The sequence below is a fragment of the Flavobacterium sp. genome, from assembly GCF_044373165.1.
Lineage (GTDB): Bacteria > Bacteroidota > Bacteroidia > Flavobacteriales > Flavobacteriaceae > Flavobacterium.
This window is the reverse complement of the sequence record NZ_JBILQL010000066.1, coordinates 1-13,480: the sequence shown is the minus strand read 5'-3', so window position 1 is coordinate 13,480 and position 13,480 is coordinate 1. Positions and strand designations below refer to the sequence as shown.

General features: G+C 36.4%; 14 protein-coding genes. 2 read left to right on the top strand and 12 right to left on the bottom strand.

Annotation, left to right across the window (positions count from 1 at the left end; translation table 11 throughout):
- The 9 genes from ACIQ32_RS08990 to ACIQ32_RS08950 form a co-directional block, all read right to left on the bottom strand.
- Window positions 1–1,864: 3-hydroxyacyl-CoA dehydrogenase NAD-binding domain-containing protein (locus ACIQ32_RS08990; protein ID WP_396195354.1), on the bottom strand; the 1,864-nt coding region annotated here is incomplete at its 3' end.
- Between the two features lie 93 nt (window positions 1,865–1,957).
- Window positions 1,958–2,389, bottom strand: coding sequence for a MarR family winged helix-turn-helix transcriptional regulator (locus ACIQ32_RS08985; protein ID WP_396195353.1), 432 nt, complete (start codon window positions 2,387–2,389; stop codon window positions 1,958–1,960).
- A gap of 532 nt (window positions 2,390–2,921) precedes the next feature.
- Entirely contained in the window at window positions 2,922–3,158 is a 237-nt protein-coding gene (locus tag ACIQ32_RS08980; RefSeq protein ID WP_396195352.1) for a hypothetical protein, read from the bottom strand.
- Between the two features lie 85 nt (window positions 3,159–3,243).
- On the bottom strand, window positions 3,244–3,804 hold the full coding sequence (locus ACIQ32_RS08975; RefSeq protein ID WP_396195351.1) for a helix-turn-helix domain-containing protein: 561 nt from the start codon (window positions 3,802–3,804) through the stop codon (window positions 3,244–3,246).
- A 98-nt stretch (window positions 3,805–3,902) separates the two neighbouring features.
- Window positions 3,903–4,244: a cupin domain-containing protein gene (locus ACIQ32_RS08970; protein ID WP_396195350.1), complete on the bottom strand. Its 342-nt coding sequence runs from the start codon at window positions 4,242–4,244 to the stop codon at window positions 3,903–3,905.
- A 161-nt stretch (window positions 4,245–4,405) separates the two neighbouring features.
- Complete coding sequence (locus tag ACIQ32_RS08965; protein WP_396195349.1) at window positions 4,406–4,600, bottom strand: hypothetical protein; 195 nt, start codon at window positions 4,598–4,600, stop codon at window positions 4,406–4,408.
- A 164-nt stretch (window positions 4,601–4,764) separates the two neighbouring features.
- A complete protein-coding gene (locus ACIQ32_RS08960; RefSeq protein ID WP_396195348.1) occupies window positions 4,765–5,160 on the bottom strand; it encodes a hypothetical protein in 396 nt (131 codons plus the stop codon).
- Between the two features lie 124 nt (window positions 5,161–5,284).
- A complete protein-coding gene (locus ACIQ32_RS08955) occupies window positions 5,285–6,343 on the bottom strand; it encodes a proline iminopeptidase-family hydrolase (RefSeq protein WP_396195347.1) in 1,059 nt (352 codons plus the stop codon).
- Between the two features lie 16 nt (window positions 6,344–6,359).
- Entirely contained in the window at window positions 6,360–8,132 is a 1,773-nt protein-coding gene (locus ACIQ32_RS08950) for an AMP-dependent synthetase/ligase (RefSeq protein ID WP_396195346.1), read from the bottom strand.
- A 121-nt stretch (window positions 8,133–8,253) separates the two neighbouring features.
- Here ACIQ32_RS08950 and ACIQ32_RS08945 point away from each other — a divergent pair, with 121 nt between their 5' ends.
- The gene (locus ACIQ32_RS08945) at window positions 8,254–10,179 is read left to right on the top strand and encodes an LTA synthase family protein (protein WP_396195345.1); all 1,926 of its coding nucleotides are present in this window, start codon (window positions 8,254–8,256) and stop codon (window positions 10,177–10,179) included.
- Window positions 10,180–10,235: 56 nt separating this feature from the next.
- On the opposite strand, the gene ACIQ32_RS08940 is transcribed toward ACIQ32_RS08945, so the two are convergent.
- Entirely contained in the window at window positions 10,236–10,628 is a 393-nt protein-coding gene (locus ACIQ32_RS08940) for an SRPBCC family protein (protein ID WP_396195344.1), read from the bottom strand.
- 108 nt (window positions 10,629–10,736) lie between these two features.
- Entirely contained in the window at window positions 10,737–11,378 is a 642-nt protein-coding gene (pyrE, locus tag ACIQ32_RS08935) for an orotate phosphoribosyltransferase (protein ID WP_396195343.1), read from the bottom strand.
- A gap of 7 nt (window positions 11,379–11,385) precedes the next feature.
- On the opposite strand from pyrE, the gene ACIQ32_RS08930 reads away from it, so the two are divergent.
- On the top strand, window positions 11,386–11,988 hold the full coding sequence (locus ACIQ32_RS08930) for an NUDIX hydrolase (protein ID WP_396195342.1): 603 nt from the start codon (window positions 11,386–11,388) through the stop codon (window positions 11,986–11,988).
- A 51-nt stretch (window positions 11,989–12,039) separates the two neighbouring features.
- Here ACIQ32_RS08930 and ACIQ32_RS08925 read toward each other — a convergent pair.
- Window positions 12,040–13,480 (bottom strand): hypothetical protein (locus ACIQ32_RS08925; RefSeq protein ID WP_396195341.1); only part of this gene is annotated, 1,441 nt, incomplete at its 5' end.

The following is a 13,480-nucleotide window of genomic DNA, read 5'->3' as shown; positions in this document are numbered from 1 at the left end:
CGCCACCTCCCGGAATTACGCCGACACCAAATTCTACCAAACCGATATAAGTTTCTGCCGCAGCAACTACTTTATCAGCATGCATGGTCATTTCGCAACCACCGCCCAATGTCATACCGTGTGGTGCGACAATTACCGGAATAGAAGAGTAGCGACAACGCATCATGGTGTCTTGGAACATTTTGATGGCCATGTTTAGTTCGTCATATTCTTGTTCGACCGCCATCATGAAAATCATTCCGATATTGGCACCGACAGAGAAATTAGCGCCTTGGTTACCTATTACCAATCCGTTGTATTGTTTTTCGGCTAGGTCGATGGCTTTGTTGATTCCCACTAAAACATCACCTCCAATGGTATTCATTTTCGACTGGAATTCAAGGTTTAAGATACCATCACCTAAATCATGAATCACAGCACCGCTATTGCTCCAAACTTTTTTGCTTTCGCGAATGTTGTTTAAGATAATAAAACTGTCTTGTCCCGGTACTTTGCTTTGTGATTTGGTTTGGCTGTTGTAATAATAAGTTGACCCTTCTTTAACGGTGTAAAAGCTATTGTTGCCTGAGGCAATCATTTCACCAACCCAAGCAGCCGGTTTTAACCCTTCGGCTTCCATGAGTTCAATTCCTTTTTGTACTCCAATGACATCCCAAATTTCGAAAGGTCCGTTTTCCCAACCGAATCCGGCTTTCATGGCGTCGTCTATTTTGTAGAAGTCGTCTGTGATTTCCGGAACTCTATTGGACACATAGGCAAACATAGCCGAGAAGTTCTTTCTGTAGAATTCTCCTGCTTTGTCTTTTCCTTTAACCAGAATCTTGAATCTATCGATTGGTTTATCAATAGTTTTGGTCAATTCTAAAGTACCAAAAGAGGCTTTTTTGGCAGCTCGGTATTCCAGAGTATTTAAATCGAGGGACAAAATCTCTTTGCCTTCTTTTTTATAGAAACCCTGACCGGTTTTGCTACCGAGCCATTTGTTTTCCATCATTTTGTTGATGAAATCAGGCAATTTGAATAAGTCGTGTGCTTCGTCGTTTGGACAATTTTCATAAATTCCGTTCGCTACGTGTACCAAAGTATCTAAACCAACCACATCAACCGTTCTGAAAGTAGCCGATTTTGGTCGACCAATTACAGGTCCGGTTAATTTATCCACTTCTTCGATGGTTAAGTCCATTTCTTTAACCAAATGAAACAAACTCTGGATGCCAAAAATCCCGATACGGTTTCCTATGAATGCCGGTGTGTCTTTGGCCACGACCGAAGTTTTACCTAAAAATTTTGAACCGTAGTCAAATAAGAAGTCTAAAACCTCTGATGATGTTTTGGGTCCCGGAATGATTTCGAATAATTTTAAATAGCGCGCCGGATTGAAAAAATGCGTTCCGCAAAAATGCGCTTGAAAATCATCGCTTCGGCCTTCGCTCATAAATTTGATGGGAATACCTGAAGTGTTTGAGGTTACAAGCGTTCCCGGTTTACGGTATTTATCGATTTGCTCGAAAACCAATTTCTTGATGTCTAAGCGTTCCACTACCACTTCGATAATCCAATCGCATTGGGCAATTTTAGCCATGTCATCTGTAGTGTTACCTGTAGTAATTCTACTAGCGAACTTCTGGCTGTAAATAGGCGATGGGTTCGATTTCAAGGCATTGGCTAAATGATCATTCACCAATCGGTTGCGAACGACTTTACTGTCGAGTGTCAATCCTTTCTTTTCTTCGGTTTCGGTTAAGGCATTTGGGACAATGTCCAAAAGCAAAACTTCAACTCCAATGTTAGCAAAATGGCAAGCAATACCAGAACCCATGATTCCGGAACCTACGACTGCCACTTTTTTAATTGTTCGTTTCATTTTTTCTTGTTGTAAGTTGTAAGTTATATGTTCTGAGTTGCACTTTCTAAGTTGTGTATTGTTTAAGGACTTTCAACTTAGAACCTACAACTATTAATATATTTTCTTCTCTGAAATCAAATCATTAATCGTATCAGCTACTTCCATAAAGTGCTGTAGTTTTTCTTCGGAAACATTTTGTTTTACCACTTCATTGAACTTTAATACGGTTATTTTAGACTGTTCTCTCATTTGCTTTCCTAAGTCGGTTAAGTATATAAGTACGCCACGACCGTCTTCGGGGTTTTTTTTTCGTATGATTAGTCCTTTTTCTTCCAGGGTTTTTAGCGTTCTGGTTAAACTGGTGGCTTCCATACCCATACGGGAACTGATAAAAGTTGAGGGTGTTCCTTCTTCTTTATCGATGCTCAACAGCGCAAAACCTATAGCCATTGAGCCTTCAAATTTGGAAGCTTCTTCGTTGTACATACGGGCAACAGCTTGCCAAGTAGCGCGAAGAATATAATCTATAGTTTTATCTTTCATACCTAAATTTGAACTAAAACGTTTTCGTTCTGAATTCAAAGATAATAAAAATATATTATGCACGCATACTATTTTAAAAAAAAATGCATTTACCCCGAAAAGTGAACAGTTATTAATTGTATACTCTTTTATCATGCTATAGTATCCGGTAATTCTGTTGTGTTGGTAACACCTTTAAGGAATCAATTTAAAGGATTGATTTTGTGCAAAAAGTATATGTTGAAAGCAAATGTTTGTTTGTTTCAACTGATTTGTTCACTGTGATTAAGAAAATCAAAATTTAGTAAATGGAATAACCGCAAAAAAGATATTGAATGTAAATGTTTTAAATTAAAACGACTACTCAATGGAATGATTTGTGGTTTTGAGGGTAAGGAGAAACGGTAAAAAAGTGACTGAAATTGATGATACCTCTTAACGCTAAATAGGACATTAAGAACAAAATACTATAAGCGAGCCTAATCAGATTTTGTTTTTCTGTTCTATTGAATTCAGCATTGTGAGTAGAGATGAAACCTTTCATGGTACCAATTTATTTGATAAATCTTTGAAGGATATTGCCCAATATAGTTTTTTTGTCATCCATGAGTTCAAGTCCTGATTCGAGCAGATTGGACTTTAAAAGCAATCGTTTTTCAGCCGTGATGTTTTCCATGATTTCTACCACGCCCAAATCGACTATGATAAAATGCAAACCAATCTTTTTGAGTTCTTCTTTTACCATCATTTTACAACGATTACTGACCATATATTTGATGTAAAGTTTCAAATGGCAATTGTTTGACAAGGTTCTGTCAAAGGTTTATAATTTTGTTGAAGCGCTATTGTAAAACTTTAGAAATAATTTACATAATTCACACTTCGTCGAGCGATTTGCGTTTTTTATCTTTTAGTTTTTTAAAGAAGGTTGGTGTTAAACCGGTAACTTTTTTAAATTGAGAAGACAAATGCGCCACGCTACTGTAATTCATCCGATAGGAGATTTCGGTGAGATTGAGTTCATCATAGAGTAATAGTTCTTTTACTTTTTCAATTTTATGTGCTATGATGTAATGTTCGATGGTGATTCCTTTTACTTCCGAAAAAATATTGGCTAGGTAGGTGTAATCATACCCCATGATTTTACTGATGTATTCGGAGTAGTTCACTTTAGGCAATTCCTCGTTATAATGAATCATTTCGGTGATGACAATTTTTACTTTTTCAATCAGCATGGCTTTTTTGTCATCCATTAATTCCAAACCCGAAGCCAATAAAGCTGTTTTTAATTTTTCCCGCTTTTCCGTTGTGATGTCTTCTCTGATTTCTACCACGCCAAGCTCAACGGTAGTGTAGTGGAGACCTAAACTTTTCAATTCCTCTTTGACTAACATTTTGCAACGCAGACTGACCATATATTTAATGTATAATTTCATTTTTGGCGGGTCATTTTTTAGGTACCTGGGTACGGTTGCGAGCACTGCGGTTGTTTTTTTTGGGTTGTTATGATACCATTGCGGTATAGCAAACCTTTTTAATCTTCGTAGCCGCTTTTGATTATGGTTGAAATCATTTTGAATTGTTCGTTGGCGTTAAAACTATGACGGGCGTGAGCGGGTATGATGATGCCTTCTCCCAAGGTGAGTTTGTGCTTTAGGTTTTTTATAGTAATCTCAGCAGCACCGTCAATAATTTGTATATAATTGTCATAAGGAGATGTTTTTTCCTGAAGTTCTTCTCCGGCATCAAAAGAAGATGCCGTAATATTACCGGTTGTTTTTCGAATGATCGTTTTACTAACCACAGCATTGGGAATGTATTGAATGATTTCCACGATAATGTGTGATTTTGCTTTTTCGAGTTCTGTTATGTCCATGATTAATGTATAGATGAGTAATGGTTACATAAAATTTCACAAAGAAATTATCATGAAATAGTATCAGTTAAAGGTAGTCACTTTATAATGATTATCACCTTATAATATGATAAATCATTAATAATAAAAGTGTTGGGTGATGTTGTTATAAAAGACAGCAGCTAAGATTCGTCTTTGGTCGTTTTAACCAAGCTGATTCCTGATACAAAAAAGAGTAATCCCAATATGCCGTATATTAGCAGTGTTTTAATATCTCTTGTGTTTTCTGTGGCGGTTAAAAAAACTTGTGCAGTATAGATTAGACCGGCTATTCCGAGTACGGTAAGTATGGCTCCAAAAATTCGTTTAAGGTTCATTGTATTTTTTTTAGGGATTACTAAATATTTTCAAACAGTTAATCCTCAAAGGTTGTCATTTATATTAACTTTCGTTTGTAAGATTCTTTTTTTTAGTTGTATAATTCACACCTAAAAAAAACGCTCGAGTAATCTCGAGCGTTTCCTATAGTTAATTAGAATTTTTACTTCATTTTTCCGTTTACAACTGCAATTACGGCACCGACAAACGAAGCTATTACAATAGAACATAAAACATCAGTAGCTATTAATTGCCAATTCAGGGTTTCACTGTACATTCCGTAAAAGAAATTCATGGAGAGTGACATGAAAAAGGCAATCCCGGCAGCTAATTTAATTCCGGGTACACATTTGCTGATGCCTTCGCCTTGATTAAAAATATAAGACATCATAAAACCAAAGCACATGCATCCAAGGAAAATAAAAGTTACGTTTTCTGCTCCGGAACCTTCCGGTTTGGGAAAATAGTCTTTTAATAACATTCCGTAAATGAGCCAGCCCAACAGAAAGTCGGCTATACCACCAACGATACCTCCAACAATAAAGTTTTTTACATTCATAATTAATAGTTTTATTGGTTAATACAATAAAAATATTAATATATTGAGAATGTAATAATTTATAAAGAGTTTAATTATCAACTTTTTAATAAAGTGAATTGTTAATAACGTTTTTGGTAATTCATTAACTTTTTACTTTTGAAAAAGTACCGTTGTCCACGTCTTTAAGAAACTGAATTACTCCGGGGAAATAATGTTCTTGGTCATCATATTGGGAACAATGACTACCGTTAGGGCAAAATAAGAATCGCCCATTTTGGACCTCGTTGGCTATCCATTCCATGTGTTTAGGATCCATAGTATCATATTTTGCTCCTATAGACAAAGTAGGAACAGTTAATGTTTTTAATTTAGCTGTAATGTCCCAATTTTTTAAAGTAGCGTCGCCTGTAATTCCAAATTCACTAGGACCTTGCATGTATACATAAACATTCGGATTCAAATGTTTAAAGGCTCTGTTGATGGACTCTGGCCATTCGGCAACCGGAAAACGTAGAATGTGTTCGGTGTAGTAATGGTTCATCAATAACTCCATGTATTTCGGATTCGAATAGTCTTTGTTTTTCTCGAATTCTTTGATTTGCATGAATACTTTCGGGTCTAGTTGTGGCCCTAAAACTTCTTCAGCATATTTATTGTAAGCCGGAGCGCTGGCCATCATATTGGAGATGATCAATCCTTTTAGGTTTTTTTGGTATTTTAGTGCGTATTCCATGGCTAAAATTCCACCCCAAGATTGCCCTAATAAATAAAAGTTGGTATTGTCTAACTTCAAAGCTTTGCGAACCTGTTCCACTTCTTCTACAAAGCGTTCGGTAGTCCACAAACGATTATCATTAGGCTGGTCACTGTAATAGGAACCCAATTGATCATAATAGATGTACTCGATACTCTCTTGAGGGAAATAGCCGTCAAAGCTTTCAAAAAACTCATGGGTTCCACCCGGACCGCCATGCAGTAAAAGCACTTTGATTTTAGGATTATTGCCGACTCTTTTTGTCCAAACTTTAAACTCACCAATCGGAGTTTTTATGGGTATCATTTTGATTCCACCGGTGAATTGATCATCTCTTTTAGAGAAGTCGAGGTACTGTTCTTTGACAGTATCTTGCGGTTTATTTTCTTTACAACCTGAAAATAAAATAAATGACAACAATGAGTAAAGCAATAGTTTTATTTTCATAATGTATTGATTTTAATTAACCGTATATTTTTTGGTACAAGTCTTTGTATTTTTCCATTACCATTTTACGCTTCAGTTTTAGTGTAGGTGTAAGGTGACCGCCATCAATTGACCAAACATCAGGTGTTAGTTCGAATCGTTTTATTTTTTCCCAATTGCCGAATTTTTCATTGATTTTTTCCACTTCTTTTTCAACTCTGGCCATTACTACAGGATTTGAAGCAATTTCAGCAGTGGTTGTACCGACCTCTATGTTTTTTCTTTTAGCCCATTCTTTAATAAAGTCAAAACTCGGTTGTATAAAAGCGGCCGGCATTTTTTCACCATCACCAATTACCATGATTTGTTCAATGAATAAAGATTGTTTCATTGCATTTTCAATCAACTGAGGCGCAATGTATTTTCCGCCCGAAGTTTTGAACATTTCTTTTTTACGGTCGGTTATTTTTAAGAAGCCGTCCGGGTCTATTTCACCAATATCTCCGGTATGGAAATAGCCATTTTTAATGACTTCATCTGTCAATTGTTGGTCTTTGTAATAGCCCATCATTACGTTGGGTCCTTTGCATAAAATTTCGCCGTCCTCGGCAATTTTGACTTCAACTTTATTAATCACTCTACCTACAGTGCCCACACGGAAACCTCCGTTTCTTTCGTCGTTCACCGAGATTACCGGAGAAGTTTCCGTTAGACCATAGCCTTCCATTACCGGCATTCCGGCAGCAGCAAATACTCTGATCAAGCGGTGTTGTAAAGCCGCACTTCCCGAAACCATCACATTTAAATTTCCGCCTAAACCTTCTTTCCATTTGCTGAAAATTAATTTTCTGGCGATTTTTAATTGGAATTCATACCACCAACCGTTGGCTCTGTAAGGTTCATAACGCAAACCTAAATCGATTGCCCAAAAGAATAATTTCTTTTTAACACCGGATAAGTCTTCTCCTTTTGCGATGATTTTATCGTAAACTTTTTCCAATAATCTTGGTACTACCGAGAATACGGTTGGTTTCACTTCTTTAATGTTATCAGACAGTTTTTCTATCGATTCGGCAAAATAAATCGAAACCGAATAGTATTGGTAAATGTATAAAATGACGCGTTCAAAAATGTGGCAAATCGGGAGGAAACTCAAAGCCACACTGGTTCCTTCTTCAAAAGGAATTCTTGGTGAACTGTCTAATACATTAGAAACAATATTGTTGTGTGACAACATCACACCTTTGGGTTTTCCGGTAGTTCCCGAAGTATAAATAATGGTGGCTAATTCTTGGGGTTGTACGTTGTTTTTTCGGTCTTCCACTACATCTTGATTGCTTTGGTCTTCACCTAAAGCTAAAAGTGTCAGCCAGTTTTTGCAACCTTCAATTTCATTAAAAGAATAGATGTCCTCCAAAAGCGGTAACTCTGATCTGACCGCCATTAATTTTTGGTAAACCACTTCATCTGAAACAAAACAATATTTGGATTCAGAATGATTTAAGATATAGGCATAATCTTCAGAGGAAATAGTTGGATATATTGGTACTGTTTGTGCTCCGATTTGTAAAACCCCAACATCCATAATATTCCATTCGGTACGATTGTTCGAGGAAATGATGGCAATTTTATCGTTTTTTTGGATGTTTAGTCTAAGTAACGCTCTTGAAACGGCATTGGCTTTATCTATATATTCCTGTGTAGAAGTGGCAACCCATTTTCCGTCATATTTGGTAACAAGACAATTGGGTAAATTGTTTTTTTTAAGCTGATAGTAGGCAAAATCAAAAAGGCGTGTGATTTCAGTCATTGTCGTACATAATTTTTTATGCAAATTAAGGATTATTGTTATTAAACACAATATTAATTTTAAATCTAGCCAAGATAGCCTTGAAATATGTAGTTTTGCATCGTTTTATTTTAGACTTTGTATGAAAAAATTTCCAAGATTTTCAGAATATAAAACAATGGTCTTCAGATTGTTGTTGGCTTACTTTTTTTATTTCATAGCACGTGTATTATTTTATGTGTACAATCAGAATTTGATTGCTGTTGACAGTGTTGCTGATTTTTTGAAATTGTGTTATCATGGTTTGGCTTTTGATACTACAACCATACTTTACACCAATGCCTTGTTTATATTGTTTTCTGTTTTTCCGTTGGTGATTAATACCCGAAAATCTTTTCAAAAGATCTTATTCTACTTGTATTTTGGGACTAATTTATTGATGTATTCGGCCAATTTTATCGACTTTATTTATTATCGATATACCTTTAGCCGAAGCACTAGAGCTTCTTTGGATACCCTGGAAAACGAAAACAATAAATCCGAATTGCTGCTCAACTTTTTACTGAATTACTGGCATGTTTTTTTATTGTTCTTTGCACTTGCTTACATTTGGATTTTACTCTACAAAAAAACCAATATCAAGCCGGTTATTGAAAAACCAACCTTTAAGTATTTTGCCGTATCAACTGCCAGTTTTTTAATCATAATTACACTTTGTGTTGGAGGAATTCGAGGCGATTTTAAGAAGAGTACACGTCCCATCAATATGATTGATGCCAGTCGTTATGTTCAAAATTCCGGACAAGCGGATATTGTATTGAATACGCCTTTTGCTATTATCCGAACTTGGAATACCAATACTTTTAAAAAAGTGAATTTTGCTTCTAAAGCTAAAGTCGATAGTTTGTTGATTCCTATCAAACAGTACAAAAATAATCCGCCTACCAAACCCAATATTGTAATTTTTATTTTGGAGAGTTTTGCCCGTGAGTATAGTGGTGCTTTTAATAAGGACACCAAAATCCCCGATTATCAGAGTTATACACCTTTTGTAGATTCTTTGGCGCAACACAGTTTAATCTTTACAAATGCTCATACTAACGGATGGAAATCTATTCACGGCATGTCTTCGGTTTTGGCCGGAATCCCGTCTTTTAAAAATGCCTTCACATCTTCGCCTTACGCCAAGCAAAAAATTGAATCTTTGGTTTCTACTTTGGAGCAAGTAGGCTACAATACATCTTTTTTTCATGGCGCACCCAATGGTTCGATGGGTTTTTTAGGATTCGGTAATATTTTAGGATTTGACCATTATTACGGTAAAAACGAATACAACAACGACGCTGATTTTGATGGGGTTTGGGGCATTTGGGATGAACCGTTTTTTCAGTATTTTAACAAAACGCTGACCCAAAAGAAAGAGCCGTTTATGGCGACATTGTTTTCTGTTTCTTCTCATGAACCCTATAAAATTCCGGAGAAATATGAGGGGAAATTCCCTAAGGGAAAAGTGAATATTAACCAGTGTATTGGCTATACCGATTACGCTTTGAAGCGATTTTTTGAAGAAGCCCGAAAGCAACCTTGGTACAACAACACCATTTTTGTTTTGGTAGCCGATCATGGTAACACTATTGCTTATGATGAATACCGAAAAGAATTCAACCGAAACACAGTGCCGATTTTATTTTTTACACCCAATCAAAAATACGTTGGGGTGAATGACGATTTTGCCCAGCAGATTGATATTTATCCAACTTTGCTGGATATGATTGGTTACCAAAAGCCCTTCAGAAGTTGGGGAAGAAGTTTGCTTAGTGAAAAAAGAGTACCACCATTTGTAATTAAGCACAGTGCTAAAGTTTACCAATACATGTGCGGCAATTACATTTGTACTTTTGACGGAAAGAAAGCCATCGGATTTTACGACAAGGAAGATAAAGGCATGGAAAAGAATTTAATCCAACACCGCAATGCCGAGATGAATGAAATTGAGTTGCGCTGTAAAGTATTTTACCAAGATTACATGGAAAGAATCATTGATAAGCGATTGACAACGGTCAAGTAATAAAAAAAGCTACTTCTTCAGTAGCTTTTTTTATTGTTATAGAATTAAAATTCTTCTTATAACTTATTCATGTTTTGAGCCAAAGTCTCGATAAACTTAGAAATAGGACCTTTAATCATCATGGCCATCATTGGGTTAAAGTCGCCTTCAAACTGCAATTGCACTGAAGTTGATGCTTCTGAAACCGACTCCAAATTAGCCGTTAACGTAAACGGTAATTTGTCGCTGGCTGCAGCCAAATTGACTTTAGAGTGAGGATTTCCTTCTTTTAATCGCAACTTGATTTCGGGCATGCCTTTTAAACCGAAATTAAAAATATCGTCACCCAATACTTCAAATTTGGCAATATTTTCGGGCATTAATTTTTCGTAGTTTTTTACGTCAGACAAAGCGTTAAACAAATATTCTGCTGATTTTTCTACAGTAACTTTCGGGCTTTCTAAGTTCATTTTTTATTTTTTTTTGAGAAAAGAAAGATAGAAAATAGAATACAGAGAATAAACGTTTCTCTTATTAATATTCAATACTCTATTTTCTTTACTTTTTGTTCTTATTTTTTAAACATTCCAAGTCGACGGACTTTTGCGCCATTCTTGTAACGTAGCTAATTCTTTTTCAGTGATATAATTTTTGGCAACGGCCAAATGTAATAAATGTTCGTAATCGGCTAAAGTATTTAACTCTACCTTGGCATTTTTGAAATTTTCCACAGCGACATCAAAACCGTATGTAAAAATGGCAACCATACCTTTAACCTGTGCGCCGGCTTCTTTTAAAGCTTCAACAGCCATTAAACTACTGTTACCGGTGCTGATTAAATCTTCAACGACTACCACGTTTTGTCCTTTTTGTAAAAAGCCTTCCACTTGGTTTTGTCTTCCGTGTTTTTTAGGTTCGGGGCGAACATATACAAATGGCAATCCCATATATTCGGCCACTAACATTCCGATACCGATAGCACCGGTAGCCACGCCGGCAATCACATCGGGTTTGCCAAATTCTTTCTCAATATGCTTTGCAAATTCTTCTCTGACAAAATTTCTAATGGCGGGAAATGATAAGATTAATCGGTTGTCACAATAAATAGGAGAGTGCCAACCCGAAGCCCATGTAAAAGGATTTTTAGGATTCAATTTAATTGCATTTATTTGTAAAAGCAATTCGGCTGTTTTTTCGGCTGTATCTTTATTAAAAATCATAGTACAAATGTATAAAGTTTTTGTCAACGATAAACCACTTTTTTTGACCAACGAAGTAGCCAAGGAAACCGATTTTCAGTTGTTTTTATTGGAAAGTGTTGATATTGAGCAAGTCATCATCAAAATGTTCCAAAACAAAATCCAAAAAGCTTATTTGTACTATCCGGATGAAAAAGCCATACTCAAAAAAGTCAAGGAAAAAATTCCCGTTTGTAAAGCCGGAGGCGGATTGGTTTACAACAAGTCAGGAGACGTTTTGTTCATTTTCAGAAACGGAAAATGGGATTTACCCAAAGGTGGCATTGAAAAAGGGGAAGAAATTGAAGACACTGCTATACGCGAGGTAGAAGAAGAAACCGGTGTAACCAATTTAAAAATCACCCACAAACTCCAAAAAACTTATCACGTTTTTAAACGCAGTGGTAAATACAAACTCAAAGTCACTCATTGGTACGAAATGCGCACTGATTTTTCAGGTACACCCAAACCACAAGCCAATGAAGGGATTGAAAAAGTAGCTTGGCTTAACCCGGAGCAAATTAAAGAAGCTTTGAAAAACTCTTATGAGAATATCAAGTTGTTGTTTGAAGAGGAGAAACTGTTGAAGTAGTATTCAGTTGGCAGTGTTCAGTGGTCAGTTTCTGAGCTTATGGTGATTAGATTAATCTACAATTCTATAAACCGGATATTGTAAATGTGCGTTTTCATACCAAGGCGAATTTTTGTAAATCCATTCCAATTGCGCTTCCGGATTATCGGCAAAGGCTTTGTCTTCTTTTATTTTTTGTGCCAATTGTGCTCTGAGTTCCGGTTGTTGTTTTAAGTATTCCGCAGCAGTATCTTCAAATACATAATCGGAATAACCTTCTTTTTGTTGGAGTATGGTATCAAAAAAGTTCCAATTGAAAAAGCTGTCCACCGCTTCGGGTTCTAAAGTCTCCAATAAGTATTTCACACCGGCTTGTTGCATAGTGAAAATGTAATCACCTTTCCTGAATTTCACTTGGATTTTAGCCACACTGACTTGAGTGTTCGTATGCGGATAATGGCCTTCATAGGCATTTTTAGCGGTTTTGTAATCGGCTATACGATAGCTTTCTACTGAAATTATACTGTCTTTCTCTAGGCGAGTGTAAGTTAATTGATTGTTGGTTAGTAAATCGATCACTTTCCATTGGCCTTGCGGAATGATATAAGCTTTTGGGATTTTGATATTTTTTACCGCTTTGTAAGTGCCGTAAAATGGAATCTCTTTGTTGTAAGGTTTATTACGGTCGTAGTACAATCGTTGGCCGGTAGTAACGTCACTTTTTTTGTAATCGCCTACATACCCCAAGAAATTGATTTTTTCAACTTTACTACTGTCGATATTCCATTGGATAGGATAGGAGTTGCCCACCTGATACTGCTTGAGGTTTTCCACTCTTTTATTTTGGATAAGCTTCACATTTTTCTCAGCATAATTTAGGGTCGAAACCATAAAGTCGTACGTTACTTTTACTCTTTCTGCATAAGGTTTCAGCATGTGCGTCTCCACTACATATCCGAGCGAATTAAATAAAGAAGTATAACCTGTGGCATACCGCGGTGTATCGCTAAATTGTGCAAATCCTTCTGCCGGTGTGCCTTGCCAAACATTAACGTAAGGTGTACTTTCTACTTTTTTCGATTGTAAATCTTTCACTATAGCCGGAGTCATTTCCGTTTTGATAAATTCACCTAATGTATGACCCAATCGTTGGGGTTCGGTCATGATGTAGGTAAGTTTGTACTGATAGTCGGCACCATTACTAACGTGGTTGTCAATAAAAATATCGGGACAGAAAAAATGATGGAAGATTTGGGCAAAAGCTTGGGTATTTCGGGTATCGCTTTTGATGAAGTCGCGATTCAAGTCGAAGTTCCTGGCATTGCCTCTAAACCCGTATGTTTCCGGACCGTTTTGGTTGGCTCTGGAAGTTGAGTTTCTGTTCAATAAACCACCAATATTATAAACCGGTATTGCTATGATTACTACATTTTGCGGTATCGCAATTCGTTTTAAGGCTAAATCACGAAACAGTTGCATGGTGGCATCTATACCATCAGGTTCGCCGGCATGA